Raw genomic sequence first — 20688 nt, 5'->3', positions numbered from 1 at the left:
GTACGTACCTGTTCTTGTCGTATATTGCTGCGCAATGGCGAAAAGCAAACATTACTTCATACGCAAGTTCCACCGCTATTTCGGGGTGGTGCTGGGGGGCAGTTTCTGTTCTGGACTGTGGGAGGACTGTACTTCAGTTGGAATGACCTTGACCGCGTGCACGGAGATCATCTCCGGAAAGAGAAGCGCTATTTGCCAGCCGCTATTCCCCTGGCCTCTCCGCAGGTGGCCTTGCAGGAGCTACAAACCACCACGCCGGTAGACTCCATCAGCTCCATCCAACTGATAGAAATTCTGGGCGTGCCCACGTACCAGATCAGGTATTTCACCAAGGCCCGGCAGAGCGCTCCAGAGCAGGGAAGCTCCCACGGGACAAGTCACGCAGCCGGTGCAGAGGTGAAAGTACAGCTGGCGAATGCTGCCACCGGCAAACTGATCTCGCCCCTGGGCAAAGCCGAAGCCGTGCAGATTGCCCGGAATACCGTGGTAGACCCGGCCCGCATCCAGAAAGTGGAGTACCTGACCGAGGTGGGCACCCACCATGAGTACCGCGAGAAGCCCTTGCCTGCCTGGGCCGTCATGTTTCAGGAGCCCAACTGCACGGTGTATGTTTCTTCGGAGTTGGGTACTTTCCAGACCATCCGGCACAACCAATGGCGCGTGTTCGATTTCCTCTGGATGCTGCACACCATGGACTTTCAGGGCCGCGACAACATCGGGAACGTTCTTTTGAAGGCGTTTTCTATTTTCGGGCTGATAACGGTGCTATCCGGGTTTGTGTTGTACTTTGTTTCTTCCCCCTCTTTCAGAACGGAAAAGAAGAGGAGGTAATTCCTGTCGATTTTCTGGCTGGCTGACTTCGTCCTCGGGCGCTGTCATTCTGAAGCAGGCCTCCATTGACTTTCCAGTTGGCGCGACCAGGCCAGGGCAGGCACTACTCCAAAAATCTTCCCGTTGTTAGCTACTACTACCAGAGATGAACGGTACCAGCTGCGGAAGTTCCTCCAGTTTGGAGAGTTCCTCGGTCCACCCAAACTTTTCGCAGAGGCGCTGCAGGTTGAGGGGAACTTGCGCCTTAATCTGGATTTTCTCTCCGCTAAACGGATGCTCAAAGGTGAGCGATGCGGCATGGAGCAGCAGAGAAGGGCTTTCCAGCTTCTCCAGAAACATGAGGTTGTGCCGCCAGTCGCCATGTTTCTTGTCCCCGATGATGTAGTGCCGCAGGTGCGCAAAATGCTTTCTGATCTGGTGCATGCGTCCCGTTTCGGGCTTGATCTTGACTAAACTGTAGCGGGCCGTCTGGTAGCGTCCCACGGGGATGGGCAGCTCCACCGTGGCTAACCGGCTGAAGTGCGTCACGGCTTCCTGCGCCTCTTTGTGGGCATGGTCTTTATCCGGACGGATGGGGCTGTCAATGGTGCCGGCTTCCGGGGCGTACCCGCGGACGATGGCCAAGTAGGTTTTATCGGGTTGGCGCTCAGAAAAGGCTTTTACCACGGGAGCGGTCGCCTCCGGGGATTTGGCGAAAAGCAGCACACCCGAGGTGCCGCGGTCCAGCCGGTGCAAAGGGTAGAGGCGGAGACCTAACTGATCGCGCAGCAACTGCAAGGCAAACTCCTTTTTCTCCTCCGCAATGCGCGTGCGATGCACCAACAGCCCATTGGGTTTGTTGATGGCCACATAATAATCATCTTCAAATAGTATCTCCAGCACGTCAGTCTAGCTTAACGGGCCGCAATTTACGTAATTATTTTCTGGGCCGGGCAGAGCCTTTGAGGAAGTGAGGGCAATCCCTATACATTCAAAGCAGGGCAACGCTACGGAGCTTGTAAAACCTTGAGCTTAGGTGTTACTTAATATGCTGCTTGATAAATTCCTGCAAACCAACCTCAAAAAGCTTTACTTCCTCCAGGGTGTTGTAAGGCGCTAAGCCAATCCTGACCCAGCCGCCCATGTGATTCACCTGCAGTTTATCGGCGAGCGTGGAGGCGTAGAAATGCCCATCCGCAATACACATGTTGTAGTGCTGGGCAAACCAGGTGGTGACATCGCGGGCGTTCACTTGGTCAAGCGTGAAGGCAAACGTGGGTGTCTTGGGCGTATCGGCCGGAGCCCGGTAGAGGCGTACTTGCGGCAATCTGCTCAAAGAGTTCTCCAGCCGCTGGGTCAGTTCCAGTTCATGCGTGATGATCTGTTCCATGCCCGTTTTCAGTCGCTCAGGTCGCGTGGCACCTTCGCCCAGAGACTCTATGAACGTGATCGCTCCGATGAGTCCGGCAATGGCTTCATGGTTTTGGGTGCCCGTTTCCAGTTTGTCCGGGATGTTCTGCGGGGCGGGCGCCAGCTTGTACACCGGCAGCTTCTCAAACAGCGATTCGGCAATCACCGCAATGCCCAGGTGAGGCCCGAAGAACTTGTAGGCCGAGCACAGCAACACGTCGCAGCCCAGTTCCCTGAAGTCGATGGTCAGGTGCGGCACGGCGTGGACGGCATCCACCACTACCAGGGCATTGACCTCCTTGGCTCTGGCAATAATCTTAGCGATGTTGGTGATCGTGCCCGTTACATTGGAAGACAGCCCCACCGCAACCAGCTTGGTTTTCTCCGTGATGAATTCTGATAAATTCTCCAGCTCCAGCGTGTACGTCTCGGGGTTCACGGGAATAAACCGCACGGTTGCGCCTTTGTCCTGCGCGAGGGTAATCCACGGATCAACGTTGGCCCGATGGTCCAGCTCGGTGACCACAATTTCATCGGACGCGGAGATGAACGGCGCCATGCTGCGCGCGATGGAAAACGCCAGCGACGTCATGTTCTGCCCGAAGGCCACCTCTTTTGGCTGACAGTTCAGCAGATCAGCCACGGCTTTGCGGCCGTTTTCCAATAACGCATCGGTTTTGATACTGGTGGGAAACGCGCCGTGCAGATTGGCCATGCCCTGGCTGATATAACCGACCATGGCATCAACGGCCTGCTGCGCCATCTGCGTACCGCCCGGCCCATCGAAGAAGATGTACGGTTTTACACTACTTTCCTGTTTTAAGGCCTGAAATGCGGCTCTAAGCTGTTCAACTGTCAATGGCTTCATTATCTAACGGATCTGGGGCTTGAGGTAAGGGAACGCTGCAAAGCAAAGGCTTCAAATTACGGAATGTTTGCATACGTAACGCAGAAGATTTTTCCTACCAGCAAGAGCCTATAAAGGAATCAGTTTTTATCTCCAAAGGCGTTTGATGCTGAAACAGACCGAAATTGCCAAAGTGTTTTCCAATGTCCATCAGGTACATTCTTTACATCGGTTTTTATGGATTTGATTTGGCCAAAGAAGTGCCCCGATTTGTAACCATACCTGCATTCAGAGTATCTTTCAAGCAGATATGCCTTGGTCTCTCTTGAAGCTTTCTTGGCAAAGGACGCATAGCGGGAGCAAAGCAGAAGTTTTATTTTTAAGCTTATTTCACAAAAACAGATGATAAACAGGAAGTTACTTTTCTTGTTACTGTTGGTTTCGCAGGTCTCCCTGGCGCAGGTTCGGGTGGTCACGGAGTTATCGGATAACTGGAGATTCAGGAAAGGGAAGCAGGAGCAGGCGTACCAGGTCAATTTCAATGACAAGAACTGGCAAAAAGTATCGGTGCCGCATGACTGGGCCATCTACGGTCCGTTTGACAAGGAGATCGACAAACAGGTAGTCGCCATTGAGCAGAACGGCGAGAAAGTGCCGTCAGAGAAAACCGGCCGCACCGGTGCCCTGCCGTACATCGGCGAAGCCTGGTACCGGAATGAGTTTTCGCTGCCGAAATTCAAAAAAGGCCAGAAAGTACTCCTGGTGTTTGAGGGAGCCATGAGCGAGCCCAAGGTGTTCCTGAACGGGCAGAAAGTAGGCGAGTGGGCGTACGGGTACAGCTATTTCTACTTTGATGTCACCAATCAGGTGCAGGAGGGAAAGAAAAACACGCTGGCCGTGCAACTGAGCAACCAAGGGCAGTCGTCGCGCTGGTATCCGGGAGCGGGCCTGTACCGCAAGGTGCAGGTGGTGGTGAAGAACCCCGAGAGCATTGATCAGTGGGGCACCTTCGTGACCACGCCGTTCATCTCCGCCGAGCTGGCCAAGGTGAACATCAAAACGAAGGTATCGGGCAGCAACGTGCGGCTGGTGACCCAGGTGCTGGATGCCAAAGGCAACACGGTAGCCACGGATAGTACCGGCAAACTCTTCGGGCAGCAGTTTGAGCAGAACCTGGCCGTGGCCAATCCGCAGCTCTGGAGCCCCGAGACGCCTTACCTCTACACGGCCGTCACGCGGTTGTACGCCGGCAAAGAACTCAGCGACGAGGTGACCACCCGCTTCGGAATCCGGGAAATCAGTTATAAACCGAACATCGGCTTCAGCCTGAACGGCAAAGTGCGCAAGTTCAAAGGCGTTTGTCTGCACCATGACCTGGGACCTTTGGGCGCCGCCGTGAACAAAGCCGCCCTGCGCCGGCAACTGCAGATTTTGAAGGACATGGGGGCCGATGCCATCCGGAGCTCGCACAACATGCCATCCATGGAGCAGCTGGAGCTGGCCGATGAGATGGGTTTTCTGTTCCTGGCCGAGAGCTTTGACGAGTGGGCCAAACCGAAGGTGAAGAACGGCTACAACCGCTTCTTTGACGAGTACGCCGAAAAAGACATCGTGAACCTGGTGCATGCCACCCGCAACCACCCGTCCATTGTGATGTGGAGCTCGGGGAACGAGGTGCCCGACCAGTGGGGAGCCGAAGGAGTGAAACGCGCCAAATGGCTGCAGGACCTCTTCCATCGCGAGGATCCTACGCGTCCGGTTACCGTGGGCATGGACCAAGTGAAAGCCACCATGGCCTCGGGTTTTGGGGCTCTTTTAGACATTCCGGGCCTAAACTACCGCGTGCATCTGTACGAGGAGGCGTACAAAACTTTCCCGCAGGGCATGATTCTGGGTTCAGAGACGGCTTCTACCGTGAGCTCCCGCGGCGTGTACAAGTTCCCGGTGGAGAAAGCCATTGAGAAACAGTACCCCGATTTCCAGAGTTCTTCTTATGACCTGGAATACTGCAGCTGGTCTAACCTGCCGGATGATGATTTCGTGCTGCAGGATGACAAGCCCTGGGTGATTGGCGAATTTGTCTGGACCGGTTTCGATTATTTGGGAGAACCCACGCCTTATGACGACAAGTGGCCTTCTCGCAGTTCGTACTTCGGGATCAACGATCTGGCCGGTCTGCCCAAGGACCGTTTCTACCTCTACCGCAGCCGCTGGAACAAGGAGGCGGAGACCCTGCATATTCTGCCGCACTGGAACTGGGAAGGCCGGGAAGGGCAAACCACGCCGGTGTTCGTGTACACCAACTATGACAGCGCCGAGCTGTTCGTGAACGGCAAGAGCATGGGCATCCAGAAGAAGCACGCCGGCACACCGCAGAACCGCTACCGCCTCATGTGGATGGACGTGAAATACGAGCCGGGTACGGTGAAAGTGGTGGCCTTCGGAAAAGATGGAAAGCCGGTAGTCGAAAGAGAAGTGAAAACCGCCGGTAAACCGTACAAAATCGTGCTCCAACCCGACCGGAAAGAGATCTCCGCCGACGGGAAGGACCTTTCGTATGTGACTGTCTCGGTGGTAGACAAAGACGGAAACCCTTGCCCCACGGCTACAAACCAGCTCACCTTCAGCGTGAAAGGCCAGGGAAGCTACCGCGCCGCCTGTAACGGCGATGCAACTTCCCTGGAGCAATTCCATCTGCCTACCATGAAGCTGTTCAGCGGAAAACTGGTGGTGCTGGTACAATCCACGGACAAAGCCGGAGACATGGAGCTGACCGTGAAAGGGAAAGGCCTGCAGACGGGCCAGGTCAACCTGAAATCGACCCGCTGAGTTTCAGGGCTGTTTTCCTGAAAAGAGGTCCAAAACAGCTTGTAGATTTCTCGCTTGTATCAGGTGAATTTGTAATCTGAATTACCGGAAAAGCCTAAGCGCTTCCTTCAAAGGGGGCGCTTAGGCTTTTTTCTTTCTGGCAAAAGCTGTAAAATAGATCCAGCAAATGGTGACTTCTGGTTTACACAAGCAATCACCACCACTTACCCGATGAGTGGGTAAAAGCAACCCTTGCGGAGGAGGTGGAAAGTAGGAAGTTTTTACCTGTTTTCAGGTCAATCCGCACCTTTTCCGGTTCAAAACAAAAAACGATAACTTCTATGGAATCAACCCCAAAACCCGAAATCACCGTCAAAACAACAGTGGCTACACCCCTTGAGAAAACCTGGTTTCTTTGGATTACCCCTGAGCATATCACGCAATGGAACAGCGCCACCCCGGAGTGGCACACGCCTAACGCCACGAACGACCTGCGGGTGGGCGGAAGTTTCTCCTACCGAATGGAGGCCCGGGACGGGAGCTTCGGTTTTGATTTCGGGGGCACCTACGATCAGGTGAAACCGCACGAGATGATCTCCTACACGTTAGAAGACGGCAGAAGGGTAGAGGTCACGTTCAAGGACCAGGCCGGTGACACCGAAGTAACCGAAGTCTTTGAAGCCGAGGAAACGAATCCAATTGAAATGCAGCAGGCCGGCTGGCAAGCTATCCTGGACAACTTCAAACGGTACGCCGAGTCAGTGGGGTAGTAGCCTGAGGAATAGCTGCCGGGAGTATTGCGTTCCTTCTCAACTCCTTTTAGTTAAAACGAACGACCTAGGAAAAGGCCTCACGTCCAATGTTGTTTTTGTGGGCTCTTTTGGGAAACCTACTCAAACTCAGCCCAACCTTACGCTTTAAGCAGGAAGGGGTGGCCCAATCCAAGTTTTGCCTTTTTCGCTTCACCTCAGCGGTTCCCATCCATATACGGTTTCCAATTAACGATCAGCACCTTCTCCTCCTGTAGCAGCAGATATGTGCAATTGTAAATATAGGTCCTCGTGGCGGCAGGCAAAGAAATCAGAGAAGTTGAAAAATCTGGAAGAGCAGAAAATTCAGCAGAAGAATTTAAGTTAGTTTAGCAAAAGAAAGCAACCGCAACCCGACTTCCGGAATGCGTTTTAGGCCTAATTTTTAAAAACTAAGGCAAAAACAGACCGACTTCTGAAAATTTAGATTTCGCTAGGTAAGCTGGTTTCGGTCTGTTTTTTAAAAAAAGCCAAAAACAGAAAAAGAAAAATCGGCAAGTATAAAGAAACAGCGGACTAATATAAACGACATCTTGGCCGACGACCTGCAGCGTCGTTTATACTAGTCCGTTGTGCGTAATTGAAATTATTGATGAAATGGATTACGAAAATATTTTTGCTAATATTCCTATCTTCTTGCAGTAATAGAGATGACATCCTTTTCTCAGCGACTGACGAACTGCATTCTCTCAAGCTTTTTTCCAAGAACAACGATTTTGAGATTCTCTACAACGGCGTTAACACAGCAGAAGGGATATACAGAGTTAACAACGATACGATTCATTTAAATTATAACTCTGGACAACACTTGAATAGTGAGAATTGTCAATTTAAAGAGGCTGATAAATTGCTAACAAAGCAGATAAAAATAGATAGGAAGAAAAACCGAATCCGAGCAATCGACGATATAAATTTCTGTGCTGACATAAACATCGACCGACTTCAGAATTAATAAAACATTTCTTTTCCGACTTGTTTTACTAAAATCAGGTTAAAAAGAGAACTGAAAAAAAGGAAAAAAACTACGCGCAACAACAGCCAAATGCCAGCATCGGACGTCGGCCTTCGCCACCTTTTAGCCTAACTGCTAGCTGCAACCAGAGCACTAATTAGCGCCAATTAATATTATAATACAATGAGTGATTTAGAAACAAATAAAGCAATTGTGAAGCGCTTTAATAAAGAAGTTATTGAGCAATGCAACCTTAATTCATTCAAAGAATTAATGGACCGCGACTTTATTAATAGGACAGCACCTCCGAATGCAAATAATAGTGATGGAATGTGGAATACGTTCTCCAATATTCTGAAAATGGCATTTCCGGACCTGACTGTAGAAATTTACGACCAAATTGCAGAAGGTGACAAAGTAACTACAAGAAAAGCAATAATTGGAACTCACACCGGTATTTTTATGGGAGTTGAACCAACTGGAAAACAAGTCAAAATTGACGTGATTGATATAGTAAGATTAAAGAATGGAAAATATTTTGAACACTGGGGTATTAATACTATACAGACAGTATTAAGCGAATTACAAAAAGCATAAAAATTAAAATATTATGCAACTAACGGTATGTTTATAAAATTGTGGCTGGACGTTTAGCATTCGACTATCGATCGCTATTTTGCTTATGTGGCATTTGAAAACTGACATTTTTCAAATGCCACAACTTCATAAACACTTAACCGTTAGCTGCAATTAATATTCTGGAGGCGCTTAAACAACCATCTACACAACCAATGACATTTCGTTCATTACTTTGTTCCCAATACCAAAACCTCTCCAACCAGGATACCGGAGGCTGTTAGTTGAATGCGGATTTAAATTGCACCGGCGATAACTGGGTCTTTATTTTAAATAGCCGGCTAAATGACTGTGGATACTCGAAACCTAATTGATAAGCCACTTCGCTGATGGTTAAATTAGTGGTGGAGAGTAATTCCTTTGATTTTTCAATTAGCTTTTGGTGGATATGTTGTTGCGCGTTCAGGCCGGTGAGAGAACGCAACAAATCGCTTAAATAATTAGGGGAGTAATTCAAGTGTTCAGCTAGGTAGTGTACCGTAGGTACGCCCTGGGTTAGCGGCTTTTCCTCTTCAAAATAAGTATTAAGCAGTTCTTCCAGTTGTTGCAATAAATCACTGGTAACTGCCTGCCGGGTCAAGAACTGCCGTTTATAAAAGCGCTTGGCATAACTCAGGAGCAACTCAAACTGGGCAATAATCACCTCCTGGCTAAAGTCATCAATCCGGCTGTTTAACTCTTGCTGAATAATGGTATAGATAGACAGCATTATTGCTCTTTCTTGCTCCGAGAGATGCAGCGCCTCGTTGCTCCCGTACGAAAAGAAACCATAATTTTTAATTTTTTTAGCCAATGGATAACCTTGCAGAAAATCTGGATGGATGATAAGCGAATAACCCGCACTATCCTTATACTCTTCTGTACTGCCTATGAGTTGGTTGGGGGCGGTAAATAAAAGACTGCCCTCGTCAAAATCATAATAGCCCTGCCCGTACCGGAACTTACCGCCCAATTTGGTAATGAAAGAAGCTTTATAGAAGTGGGAGACGTAACTGACCGGCAGCCGACCAAAATCAATCTGCTCTTGGGTACCATCCAACAAAGTAATCAAAGGAAGGACCGGCCCCGGTAAACCCAGCATGCGGTGTATTTCCGGGATAGATTCCAGGTTAGGGACCTTTGAGGTTTCGCTTTTCATGTGAAAAAATAACAGGCATGACCAGCAACTGTCTTGGTCGCCGGTCATGACTTGAATTTTAAAATAATGTGGTTTCAGTAACTATTTAGCCCAAACTACCACGGCAACGGCCCGTCTGGACCGGTAAAGCTAGCAGTTGCGCGGTTGGTATCTAGGGCTGCCTGCACCGGTTCCCGCGAGCCTACTTCCACTGAATCGGTGCCCTGGAAGTTGTTCAGAGCAGTAGCCGTAAAGCCGGGACTAGGGGCGATAACTTTAATATTTTCACTCTCCAACTCTATGGCAAAAGCCATGGTAACCGCATTAAGTGCTGTTTTGGAAGCGGCATACACTACACCGAAATGTTCCCGGGCCCAGCAAGCCGGGTCCGAGATCCAGGTGAGGGAACCCAACCCACTGGATACATTCACAATTCGGGCGGCCGATGATTTCCGAAGCAAAGGCAGCATGGCTTGTGTAACGGCAATAACACCAAATACATTCGTCTCCCATACCGTCCGTACCTCGTCAAGAGAGGCAGTGGTGGCTTTGCCGGCCGCGGTGGCATCTTCCAGGGTGCGGCCCGGCTGGCCGGCATGGGCAATAGCGGCATTATTCACGAGCAGGTCTAAACGCCCTTGTTCCTTTTGGATTTGCACTACCGCCGCACTAATGCTAGGTTGCTGGGTTACGTCCAGTTGAATCGCCTGCGCCTGGGCTCCCATTTCCGCAGCCGCTTTCTCCCCGTTGCTTAGGTTGCGGGACCCGACGTATACAATATACCCATTTTCCGCAAGCGTTTTTGCAATCTGATAACCTACTCCCTGGTTCGCACCGGTTACCAAGGCAACGAGCGGGTTGTTTGTTGATGACTTAATTTGATTTTCCATAACCGTAATGATTAATAAATTCAGTAATGCAAAGATTGGGGGTGAGGGCGGTACCAGTCTTAACCAAATCAAGGATTTTTGTAACCAAACAGAAAATACGAGCTGGTATAATTAGAATCTTAGAAAGATATCACATTACCAAAATTGATCAAAGCGCCGTTTGATGTAGGACTTGCGTTCTGTATTCCTTGTGGAACCTTCAGGATAGCCGGTTTATAATCATCTGGTCAAGTACCAATGGTTTCACGCTTCATCCAAATTCAAACTAGGGTATCTCATAGAAAGAAGCATCATAAACCTCTGTTGGAGCTTCTATTTTTAGGTATACCGTGGCACAAAAAACAATCTAAACTTAGAAGTGATTATATTTGATTTTCGCAAACCAGTCGTAAAATGATAGGCGTCGCTTCATTGCAAGATTTTTACCGGGAAATGGGGTTTATAAATAATAATGAACTCGAAACCATTCTGCCCGATGGTATCAATAAAGAAATTGGTCATTTTAACGTGTTCAGTATTGCCAGTGCGCGGAAGAAGTTGAAGGAAAACAAGGTAATGCCTTATAATCGGAGGACTTACTACAAAATAAGTTTGATTAACGGGTATAATCGCGCGGAATACGCCGATAAATCCATTGACATTCCCCAGCACGGGTTATTGTTTGCTTCGCCTAAAGTACCATACAACTACCTGCCGCAAGACGAAAACCAGTCTGGTTACTTTTGCATTTTTACCCACGAGTTTCTGGCTACTTCGCGGAGCGGCGTAATTCTGGACGAGCTGCCTATATTTAAACCGGGCGGTTACCCGGTATTTCAAATAAATGAAAATCAGGTAAAAGAACTGAAACAATTGTTTGAAAAGATGTTTCAGGAACTGGCGTCGGACTACCCCTACAAATACGATTTGCTGCGCAATTACGTGTTAGAGTTAATCCACTACGGTCAGAAATTACAACCCGATATTGCTCAGTATACTACCCATAATGCCACGGCCCGCATTACCGGATTGTTTGTGGAGTTGCTGGAACGCCAGTTTCCAATTACTTCGCCGGGCCAGCAAATAGAACTGCGGGCCGCGAAAGACTACGCCGAGCGTTTAGCCATCCATGTGAACCATTTGAACAAGGTTTTGAAAGAAAATACCGGCAAAACCACCTCTGACTTTATTAGCAGCCGTATGGCTCAGGAAGCCAAGATCCTGCTCAAGCAAACCGACTGGAACGTATCTGAAATTGCCTATGCCTTAGGCTTTGAAGAGGTAGCCCATTTTTCTAATTTTTTCAAAAAACAAGCCGGCTTGTCTCCGTTGGCTTTCCGATCCTGACGCGCCTATTTGATTCTTGCAAATAATGGATTGATCCGTGCAAACACCCGCCCGGTAAATTGCGCCACCTTTGTAGTATAAATTTTAAAAAATGACTACAAAAAATAAAATCGCATTAGTTACCGGCGGGAGCCGGGGATTAGGCAAAAATATGGCTCTGAGCTTAGCCCAAAAGGGAATCGACGTGGTGCTTACGTATAACAGCTACCAACAGGAAGCCGAAAAAGTAGTAATGGAAATACAAGCCCTGGGGCAACAAGCCGCCGCTTTCCAGCTGAATGTTGCCGATACCAAAACCTTTACTACTTTCTTTAGCCAGGTAACCGCGTACTTAACTGAGCAAACCGGCAGCCCTAATTTCGATTTCCTGATTAACAACGGCGGCACTGCCCTGTACGCGGCTTTTGCCGATACCACCGAAGAGCAGTTCGATGAGATAATTAATATTCATTACAAAGGCGTATTTTTCTTAACGCAAAAAGCCTTGCCGTTTATCAATGATGGCGGCCGCATTATTAATATTTCTTCGGGACTGGCCCGCTTTTCTAATCCGGGTTCCTCTGCGTACGGCGCAACCAAAAGCGCAGTAGAAGGGCTTACCCGCTACCTGGCTCGTGAATTGGGTGCCCGAGGAATAGGCGCCAATGTGGTAGCGCCCGGGCCTATTGCCACTGATTTTGGCGGTGGCCACGTACGCGACAACAAAGCCCTGAATGACCAGCTTGCCAGCGTAACGGCATTGGGCCGCGTGGGTTTGCCCGAAGATATTGGCGGCGTAGTAGCCTTTTTATGCTCTGAAGAAGCCCGTTGGATAAACGGCCAACGCATTGAGGTAGCGGGGGGAATAAATTTGCAAGAGCAAATTGAGCGGCTTCAATTAGTTTGGGAAAGGACTGTTGGTTAGAGATTACCAACAGTCCTTTTTTGTTTTTATTCACCTGCCCGCGATTTACCCTTTCAGAGTTGAGGAATAGATTTTAAACAGTGTTATAGGAAGTGCCTAATTTTAGATATTGCTTATACAACAAGTGCAGTTAAAGCAGTATTACCTTACCGAAATTAATTTCGGCAGTGAGTAGTAACTAAAAGGAAACGATGAAGTGGATGCTGCAGGTTGTAACGTAGTTTAAAACCAGGCACAGTCACTTAGCAGTAAATGGAAATCATCTAAAATAAATTCACTTGAATGTCTCTTGATGAATATAAGAGATTTAACAGAAAGGGGCAGAATTGGTGAAAGTCATCATATAACAAATTGTAAACTGATAGGCAAAAGGAGAAGAAAACAAGGGGTAACCACAACTAAATGGCAGCCGAGTTTCATTTATCCTATGTTGCATAACTTCTAATTGCCGCTATCACAATAGACTTGAATCTAAGATCCAGTCTCCCAACTGCCACTATTATTCTTATAAGACCGTTGAATTAATTTAAAATATGAAGAACCGCTCTTTTCGATTTAAAGTAAAAAGGGTTCGCAAAAGAAGCAGTAAAACGGAATCGGTTGAATCTTTTATACTTTCTTTTTTTTGACTACTTTCCGATGCAGAAGTTTTTTAAGTAAGCTATCTGACTGAATGACAGTAAATTAAATATTTTTTGGTAACAAATAGGTAACAATACTGTTGCTATTTCAGATTCATCTTCTACAACGAACAAATTATTGTGAGCAAATGTGTTTGAAACCTTGCTGTTTTGACCTGTTTTTAGCCTCATCAAAGAACTAACAAGTTTCTAATGACTAACGATGCCATTTCTAGTATGGGTAGCTTAAAACGCCTAATTTGACAAGTTTTACTTTGCCAGTTTTAGGATTCTAAAAGCCCCCCTAATCACTATCACAAAGACTATGGCTCCAATTACCAAATCCGGCAACGCGGAGCCGGTGAAGAGCACCAGAACACCGGCCAAAATCACCCCTGCGTTTATGATTATGTCGTTTGAGGTGAAAATCATGGTGGCCTGCATGTGGGCTTCTTTGCTCTTGCTCTTTTGTAGCAGATAAAGGCAAAAGGCATTTGCAATAAGAGCCAAAGCGGATACTACTATCATTGTCTGGAAATTCGGCAAAGCCTCTTGCCCTATGGCTCGGCGCACCACTTCCACAAAACCCACTATGGCAAGTAGCAACTGGAAGTAACCGCTTGCCTTGGCTACGTTCTTCTTTCTGGAAGCTGCTGCACCTACCGCGAACAGGCTCAAACCATACACCAAAGCATCTGCCAGCATATCCAAGGAATCCGCTACCAGACCCATTGACTTTGAGATTATGCCTGTGGTCATTTCCACCAGAAAGAAGCCGAAATTGATAGCCAAAACCGTCCAAAGAAGCTTCCTTTGGGCTTTTGCATCTTCCACTTCCAGTTCTTGTTCCGTCTTCTCTGTGTTCAGGAGCGCGGAGCCCAGGCCGAGTTCATTGATTAGGCCATTAATCAAATCAATTTGCCCTGCATGGAAAACGGTTAACTGCCTGTTTTTCAAGTCAAAGTCCAACCCCTTCACGGCAGAAATACCGTCCAGTTTCATGCGCACAATGCTTTCCTCTGCTTGGCAATCCATGTGCTGAACCCTGAAAGTAGATTTATCCATTTTTCTATTCGCCAAAGGTATTGATTCAGTGGGTTTTATCTGGTTTTTAGGAATTATGGAATCACCTCGTAAAAGGTAAGCAGATTCCTGTGGTGGTCTAATGCCGCAAACTCCTTATCCCCCCACGGCTGTTCCACCACCACTGTTTCGGTGTCGTAGATAACGCCTTGGCTCTGGTATTCCCTGAATAATTCATCTATTCCCTGTACCTCTATTCTGCAACTGGCAGTACCGGCCAGAAAGCTTTCGGCACCACTGCAAACAGGCAGAATGGACAATGCCGCGCCTTTTGAACGCCAACTTTCATCCCCAGACTTCCATAGGTGTAGTTCCACCTCGTCACGGACTAAAATGGCGAACTCGTCTTCATGGTGACGCGCCTCAAAGCCAAGCTTTTCAGAATAGAATTTGATTGATTCCCCAATATTCCTAACCGGAAGTGCAGGAATGGATTTCTTCATCTTCATGCTTGCGAAGATGCTATGCGCAACACGGTTTATCCTGTTGGATAGGGGGGCATTTCACTGTACCGTAGCTACAGAATACGCAGCAGTCACCCTGCAATGGCTTCAATACGGTATGGCAGTTATCACACTCATAGAAGTACTGACATGCGTCTGTGGGCATTTGCTCTTCTTTGGCGTGACCGCACTCAGGGCATGTGATAGTGGAAGCAGTAAGAATCTCCATTACTTCTTAATCTTGGTTTCTGTGACTTTGTAACCAGTTGCTTTTATGGCTTTCTCTACCTGTTCAAGTGACGTTTTTGATTTGTCAAACTCCACCACGGCATTGGAATTGGCATAGGAAACCTGTAAGCCCACAATGCCCTGCAACTTGTTCACCTCACTGGCAACGTGCCCTTCACAGGCGGCACAAGTCATTCCAGTGATGGTGAACTCTGCCACTGTTTTGGCCTTGGGCTTTTCCTGCACTTTGGGTGCCGTCTGTCTTTCAGGAGCCGCGTAAAACACGTTGGCATAGTTGGGGAAAGTGAGCATTAACAGCGCGAACGCGGTCACAACGGTAAGGAAAGTTTTGCTTTGCATAAATCTGGGTTTATCTGGTTCACAATTACAATCATTCTGGGGCTGTGGCCTGAATTTCTGGTACCAAGCAAATGCCAGTACCGCCAACGTAAGGCCAATTAGCCAAGGCCGCAAAGTGGCAACCCAAGCCAAGGACGAGGCCAGTCCGCCTGCTCCGGCCACAAGCGCAAGAAGAGGGGTGATACAGCACATGGAAGCCGCAATGGCAGCCACTAGGCCTGTTCCGGCCAGTTTATTTTCAGTCTTCATACCGCTTCCAACACTTCGCTCTCTGCAATTATTTGGAAAAAAGGCCTTAAAACGGTCGCGTACTTCGGTGAAAGGGAATAGTAGATGGTTTGCCCCTCTTTGGTGGACTGGATAAGGCTTCTGTCTTTCATCTTGCGAAGGTGCTGTGACACAGCCGAAACGGTGACACCCAGAATGTCGCTCAAATCACACACGCAAAGCCCTTTTTCCTCTGAAAGGAGAAAAAGGATTTTCAGCCTAACGGGGTTTCCTGCCATTTCCAAGCCATTGGCTACGTGGGTAAAGGAGCCATTAAGGGTGTCAATAGTCGCCTTGCAACGTGTTATCTGGGAAGTGTCCGTGAAAGACCTGACACAAGAAGTATTTTCCATGGTGCAAAGGTAAAGGTATTTAAGTGTTTTAGCAAATGCTTAAATAAGCCTTTAAACACATTAAATTTAAAATAGGCCTGAAACCTCTGTTTTTTCCAAAGAGCGTCTAAACGCCTTTACTACTTGGTTTCTATGGCGTTTAGAACGTCTTTCATCACTTTTGGTGGTAAAATGGCATGTAAACGGCTACGCAAATGCCCTATTAACAGCGTTTAACTGTAATTTACTGTAGTTTTTAAATGTAGGGTCTTTGAATCCAAAACCATACAAATGCCTTTTATTTAAATGTATGTTATCCTATTGGTTTACAATGGCTTAATCTATGTCATTGGTGCAAATGCCTTTCCCTAATGTCTTTCAAAACGTCTTCCAAATGCCCTTTTGTCAATGGTCAAGCTTCGCTACGCTCTGCTTCCATTCGCTTTCGCTCATGGTTCTTTTTCCTGTTTCCTTTTTTTGGCATTTGGAAGACGTTTTATTGAATCATTTAATTGGTTTTCAGTTGTTTAAAATGTGTCTTTGGTTGAAAATATCATTTCAAAATGTCTTAAACTTTGTACCTTAACATAGCACTGCCTCTGGGAGCGCGGCCAGAGCCAATCTCTTCAAGCCCTTTGCCAATGGGTTGCCATTCTTACTGGTTACTTGCTCTATGGTCTGGGCGAAATAGGCGTTTGCTTTGTCAATGAACCCTTCCGTTAGAATGTCTGCCATTGTTAAGCTTCTAGCTAACCCCAAAGCCCTTTTCATGGCAGATGAAGAGAATAGGCGCAATTCTATGCGCGTCTTCCCCTCTTTGGCGTAGAACAGCAAGAATTTCTCTGCACGGCCAGTCTTTCCGTTAGGCGTGGTGCTGAAAGCGAAGTTGTAGCTGTCTTTGTAGTCAATGCGCTCTGGTTGCCAATAGGAGGGTGCCTTTAGGTGCCCCCTTACTGCCCTGAAACTGGTAGGGCTAAAGGTAATGTCATGTGTTATGTCTAACCTGCAAATCTGGAAATCTAGTAGGTTTAGCCCTGTGTGTTCCATGAGTAGTTCAATTGCCTCTGTAGCCTCTGTGAGTGTCAATAGGGTGCCATTGGTAGGGTGAACAAGCCTTGGCAATGCAATTTCCCAAGTGCAGGACTTAGTGGGCGCATGGTACTTCAATGGCTTGCTATAGCCAGTGATGGGGCAAACTATGTCAAACAAAATGTTGTTTCCTTCATAACCCCTGAACTTAAATGCAGGGTGGCTTCTCAAATAGGTTAATTCAATTTTTCTACCGTACAGTTTTATTGTGTCTGTACATAATCTTGTATTCACTTTTGCTATTCCTTTTAATGATTGAATGGGGCACGTGACGGTGCCCCTTTTCATTTTGGAATAGCGGATTGTTAATTCCAGTTCCCGACCTATAAGCCGGCGACCTTATGTTTAGATTCTAACTATTTGATTGCCAGTTAAAAAGAATTTGCTTTTTTTGGGCTTAAAATTGACTTAGAACCCATCCGCTCTTTTTGCTTATGTAAGCAACACCGTCTTCCAGTTCAAGCTGTATCTTCTCTGGGCTTAGGTCTGGGTTCTCTTTGAGTGAGGCCGGCTTGTAGCCACTTTCGCTCTGCATCTTCTCTTGGAAGTACTTATCATAGCGTTTTTTATCCAACGCTTTCTTTTGTTGTTCTTGGTGTCGGTCAAGCAGTCGCTTCACGGTAGTAGGCACAAAAGCCTTACCTCTTCTGGTTGTAAAACCCTTTTCATTCAGCTTGTCCGCTATCTGCTGTAGCTTCATACCCTTTTCATGGTACATGGTGACAAGCTCCGTGGCCTGCACATTAGCTTTATCTTCCAAAGCGTTGTTTTGCCGTGTTTTAAGGCTGTTTAGGCGACCTTCATTGGTAAGATTTGAAGGTGTTCCCAAAGAATAACCCTGTGCCTTTTTTGCGGCCAAAGCATCTTTCGTTCTTTTGCTAATCATTTCCCTTTCATGCTGTGCCATTACTGCGAAAATGCCAATGGTTAATGTGTTGGCTTCTGGCAAGTCTGCGGCTATGAAATCTACGCCTGAATCCCTCAAAGCGAAAATAAAGCCGGCATTACGGCTTAAACGGTCAAGCTTAGCAATAACCAAAGTGCTGTTGGTGGCCTTGGCGTGGGCAATAGCTTTCGCAAGTTCAGGCCTGTTGTCTTTCTTTCCGCTTTCTACTTCGGTAAATTCTGCGACCAGTATGCCTTTGCCATAAATGAAAGCGTTAACGCTGTACTGTTGCGCTTCAAGCCCTAAGGCACTTGCGCCTTGCTTCTGGGTGGATACTCTGTAGTAAGCAGTAAAAGTCTTCATTTCCTCTCTTTTCTTTGGATATGGCAAAGGTATGGAATAGTTAGCATTTATTGAACGACCGTTTGACAAATGTTAAAAATTATAAGATATTGAAAGACAGTTATTTGTCTAAACTCAAAAATTATAGGATTTAAAGAGTTAGTGGAGAGGGGAGAGTTTAAATTTAAAAAGTTATTACACTTTTAAATTTGTTGGGGTTATTTGACAGGATAAAACTCTAAATACACTGTTCTTCCATCTTGGGAAATACGTAAAGTATTAACTCCCCATTTACCATTATAGCACATTAAATAAAATCTAACACCCTTGTCTACTTCAATTGCATTTTCGTGCCATTGACCAGTACTGTTGTTTTCCCTAATGCCTTTAATACCAGAAAACTTTACCTCTTTGAAGCTATTGTACTCTACCAAAACCTGCCCGCCGAAAATAGACTTTGCTTCCCCTGCACTAAAGGATTCTTGGAAAGAACCATCTTTATTGTGTTTAGCCTTATCTAATTGGGCTTCAAGTTGGTTCGTTTTTTTTGTAAGGTCAAGATATTCATTAGTCTTATCCATCCCAAATGCTATAATAAGCGCAAGGATACCGTAAGTGATTCCGATTGGAGCACTAAAGTGAAGAGATTTAGTGCCTAATGATAAACTAGAATCATTTTTACCCCCATTCCCGATGATTGCTAGAAAGGAAAAGAATAGTGACACAGCACCAGAATACATGAAAAATTTTTCCATTATGGGTATGGGCTTTTAATTTCTTCTTAAAACCTATTTTTTTTCTTTTTAAGAAAGGAAGATGCTTCCTCTTTGATTTCCTCTACAGTTTTGTTTCGATTAGAAAGCATCCATTCGTCTAGTTCAGCCCTTTTGAAATAAAGTTTGTTCCCTAAAGGTTTATAGTGAGGTATTGAGTTAGAGGAAGTTAGCTTGTAAAGATAGGAAGATGAATAGCCTGTGTAAATTACTACCTCTTCTTGGGTTAAGACTTCTTTTTGTAAGATTAAAGATTTCTCTAATGCTTTCTCAATATTTGCCAATCTTTCAGAATCACTACTTACCGTTGGAAACATTTTTAACTGCTCTTCCCAAAAAGCTATTGTTTCAGGTAAATCACTTTGGATGGCATTTAATGATTCTGCTTTTTGCCCTAACCAATCCATCCAAAGTTTATAGCCAGTTACATTTTCATCTGTTCCATCATGGAACTTGTAAAATCCAACATGCTCATTTGCAACACCTTGGATAAAATAGTCAATTCCCTTAGTTTTAAATTTATGAAAAATGAAATTTAGCAGGGAAAGCTTTTCAGGCATAGGGGTTTCTTTAACCCCATCATTGAAAGTTTCAGTAACGTTGTCGCTAAGTACCACTTTCCAGAGGAAGGTGGTAAAGTGTCTTTCTATGTCTGGGTTCATTTGGCAAGATTTAGGTTTACCAAAGAAATGGCCGGTATCATGTTCACTGCTTCTTTCTTCTTAATGTCAACTATCTTGGCATAAATAGCTGTGGTTTTTATGTGGCTATGACCCAACAGCTTTTGGATTACGTACAAATCCGCCCCGTTGGTTAGGGCTAATGTTGCGAACGTATGCCTTGCGCAGTGGAAGGTAATGTGCTTGGTGATACCGGCTCTTAAACACCACTGCAAAAGACGCATGTTGTTATGAGCACTGTATTTAATGTTGAATATTTTCTTTTGAGGTTCAGAGGGTTGGCCTAAAATATTCAACGCGGTTTGATTTAGCGGAAGGTGGATAAACTTGTTTGTTGTTTTAACAGGTCTGAAATTTAAATTATCCCCGTCCACTATGTCCTTCCATTGAATAGACACCACATCAGACCAACGCAGTCCGGTATAGCAAGAAAATAGAAAAGCCCTTTTCAACTCTTCTGTTTCGCATTTTGCATTAGCCAAGTTTTGTACTTCATCAATGGTTAAGTACTCTCTGTTAGTTTCAGCCTGTCCTATTCCTTTCACCCGAAATGCAGGGTTTTCAAAAATTATTCTGTCTTCAAATGCTCTTCTAAGGGTGGCCTTAAACTTATTAAAATAAGAATCTGCACTGTTTTGTCCAACCTCTTTGGTAAGGTATGCTTTGAAACCTTCCACAAATTTTTTATCAACATGGCTAAATTGCAATGAGCCTTTTGAGTAAGTTTTAAGCTGTTTTATGGCACTTACCCAAACAGAATAATTACCCTTGCTTGCTTTTTTCTCTTCTGCTATTTCCAAAAAGTAAGAAAGGAAGTCTGTTGGCTTAGATTTCAAATCTATAAGGCCATACTGGTCATTCACCAGTTGTTGTTCAACCTTTAAACGTGCGGCCTCTGCTATTTTTCTGTTTTCCTTATCTTCTTTCTTGGAAATAGCATCTTTTCCATTTGTGATGGTAAAAGGGAAAAACTTAGTTTCTCTTTTTCCATTGTGGTAAATGTCTAAGTAAAGCTTTTCTTTCCCTTCCTTTGTTTTCTTGGCTCTTAATGCTACACCCATTTTGTTTCTTTTTGT

The 20688-nt window shown here is 46.2% G+C and carries 20 protein-coding genes; 6 read left to right on the top strand and 14 right to left on the bottom strand.

Annotated features, from left to right (window positions below):
* Positions 1–117: 117 nt before the first annotated feature.
* Complete coding sequence (locus tag H7U12_RS09045) at positions 118–831, top strand: hypothetical protein (protein ID WP_255897480.1); 714 nt, start codon at positions 118–120, stop codon at positions 829–831.
* A 126-nt stretch (positions 832–957) separates the two neighbouring features.
* Here the strand turns inward: H7U12_RS09045 and H7U12_RS09040 are convergent, their stop codons facing one another.
* Both H7U12_RS09040 and H7U12_RS09035 read right to left on the bottom strand, forming a co-directional pair.
* Complete coding sequence (locus tag H7U12_RS09040) at positions 958–1713, bottom strand: pseudouridine synthase (RefSeq protein ID WP_186636272.1); 756 nt, start codon at positions 1711–1713, stop codon at positions 958–960.
* 136 nt (positions 1714–1849) lie between these two features.
* Positions 1850–3088, bottom strand: coding sequence for a cysteine desulfurase-like protein (locus H7U12_RS09035; RefSeq protein WP_186636269.1), 1239 nt, complete (start codon positions 3086–3088; stop codon positions 1850–1852).
* Between the two features lie 381 nt (positions 3089–3469).
* Here H7U12_RS09035 and H7U12_RS09030 point away from each other — a divergent pair, with 381 nt between their 5' ends.
* The 3 genes from H7U12_RS09030 to H7U12_RS09020 all read left to right on the top strand — a co-directional run bounded on the left by H7U12_RS09030 (position 3470) and on the right by H7U12_RS09020 (position 8233).
* Entirely contained in the window at positions 3470–5896 is a 2427-nt protein-coding gene (locus tag H7U12_RS09030; RefSeq protein ID WP_186636266.1) for a DUF4982 domain-containing protein, read from the top strand.
* 320 nt (positions 5897–6216) lie between these two features.
* Positions 6217–6645 carry an SRPBCC family protein gene (locus H7U12_RS09025; RefSeq protein ID WP_186636263.1) on the top strand — a complete coding sequence of 143 codons (429 nt, stop codon included), beginning with the start codon at positions 6217–6219 and terminating at the stop codon, positions 6643–6645.
* Between the two features lie 1174 nt (positions 6646–7819).
* A complete protein-coding gene (locus H7U12_RS09020) occupies positions 7820–8233 on the top strand; it encodes an ester cyclase (protein ID WP_186636260.1) in 414 nt (137 codons plus the stop codon).
* A gap of 259 nt (positions 8234–8492) precedes the next feature.
* Here the strand turns inward: H7U12_RS09020 and H7U12_RS09015 are convergent, their stop codons facing one another.
* Together H7U12_RS09015 and H7U12_RS09010 are read right to left on the bottom strand one after the other, a co-directional pair.
* Entirely contained in the window at positions 8493–9410 is a 918-nt protein-coding gene (locus tag H7U12_RS09015; protein WP_186636436.1) for a helix-turn-helix domain-containing protein, read from the bottom strand.
* A 95-nt stretch (positions 9411–9505) separates the two neighbouring features.
* On the bottom strand, positions 9506–10279 hold the full coding sequence (locus H7U12_RS09010) for an SDR family NAD(P)-dependent oxidoreductase (RefSeq protein ID WP_186636257.1): 774 nt from the start codon (positions 10277–10279) through the stop codon (positions 9506–9508).
* Between the two features lie 393 nt (positions 10280–10672).
* On the opposite strand from H7U12_RS09010, the gene H7U12_RS09005 reads away from it, so the two are divergent.
* A complete protein-coding gene (locus H7U12_RS09005) occupies positions 10673–11605 on the top strand; it encodes a helix-turn-helix domain-containing protein (protein ID WP_206683902.1) in 933 nt (310 codons plus the stop codon).
* A gap of 91 nt (positions 11606–11696) precedes the next feature.
* Entirely contained in the window at positions 11697–12509 is an 813-nt protein-coding gene (locus tag H7U12_RS09000; protein WP_186636254.1) for an SDR family NAD(P)-dependent oxidoreductase, read from the top strand.
* 890 nt (positions 12510–13399) lie between these two features.
* Here H7U12_RS09000 and H7U12_RS08995 read toward each other — a convergent pair.
* The 10 genes from H7U12_RS08995 to H7U12_RS08955 form a co-directional block, all read right to left on the bottom strand.
* Entirely contained in the window at positions 13400–14194 is a 795-nt protein-coding gene (locus H7U12_RS08995) for a cation transporter (RefSeq protein ID WP_186636252.1), read from the bottom strand.
* A gap of 53 nt (positions 14195–14247) precedes the next feature.
* Entirely contained in the window at positions 14248–14661 is a 414-nt protein-coding gene (locus tag H7U12_RS08990) for a bleomycin resistance protein (RefSeq protein WP_186636249.1), read from the bottom strand.
* A 13-nt stretch (positions 14662–14674) separates the two neighbouring features.
* Positions 14675–14884 (bottom strand): GDCCVxC domain-containing (seleno)protein, encoded by a 210-nt coding sequence (locus H7U12_RS22640; RefSeq protein ID WP_241749043.1) that lies wholly within the window; start codon positions 14882–14884, stop codon positions 14675–14677.
* Positions 14884–15492, bottom strand: coding sequence for a mercuric transport protein MerTP (gene merTP, locus H7U12_RS08985; RefSeq protein ID WP_186636245.1), 609 nt, complete (start codon positions 15490–15492; stop codon positions 14884–14886). The genes H7U12_RS22640 and merTP overlap by 1 nt, the downstream gene beginning before the upstream one ends.
* Entirely contained in the window at positions 15489–15863 is a 375-nt protein-coding gene (locus tag H7U12_RS08980) for an ArsR/SmtB family transcription factor (protein WP_186636242.1), read from the bottom strand. Before H7U12_RS08980 ends, merTP begins: the two co-directional genes overlap by 4 nt.
* 561 nt (positions 15864–16424) lie before the next feature.
* Entirely contained in the window at positions 16425–17219 is a 795-nt protein-coding gene (locus H7U12_RS08975; RefSeq protein ID WP_186636239.1) for a hypothetical protein, read from the bottom strand.
* A gap of 109 nt (positions 17220–17328) precedes the next feature.
* The gene (locus tag H7U12_RS08970) at positions 17329–18180 is read right to left on the bottom strand and encodes a recombinase family protein (RefSeq protein ID WP_186636236.1); all 852 of its coding nucleotides are present in this window, start codon (positions 18178–18180) and stop codon (positions 17329–17331) included.
* A 197-nt stretch (positions 18181–18377) separates the two neighbouring features.
* Complete coding sequence (locus tag H7U12_RS08965; protein WP_186636233.1) at positions 18378–18914, bottom strand: hypothetical protein; 537 nt, start codon at positions 18912–18914, stop codon at positions 18378–18380.
* 26 nt (positions 18915–18940) lie between these two features.
* Positions 18941–19594 (bottom strand): helix-turn-helix transcriptional regulator, encoded by a 654-nt coding sequence (locus tag H7U12_RS22635; protein ID WP_241749259.1) that lies wholly within the window; start codon positions 19592–19594, stop codon positions 18941–18943.
* Positions 19591–20673 carry a tyrosine-type recombinase/integrase gene (locus H7U12_RS08955; RefSeq protein ID WP_186636230.1) on the bottom strand — a complete coding sequence of 361 codons (1083 nt, stop codon included), beginning with the start codon at positions 20671–20673 and terminating at the stop codon, positions 19591–19593. The genes H7U12_RS22635 and H7U12_RS08955 overlap by 4 nt, the downstream gene beginning before the upstream one ends.
* Between the last annotated feature and the right edge of the window lie 15 nt (positions 20674–20688).

The organism is Rufibacter sediminis, from assembly GCF_014269285.1.
Lineage (GTDB): Bacteria > Bacteroidota > Bacteroidia > Cytophagales > Hymenobacteraceae > Nibribacter > Nibribacter sediminis.
Note: the sequence above shows the minus strand (reverse complement) of the source record. Positions and strands in the feature narration are given on the sequence as shown.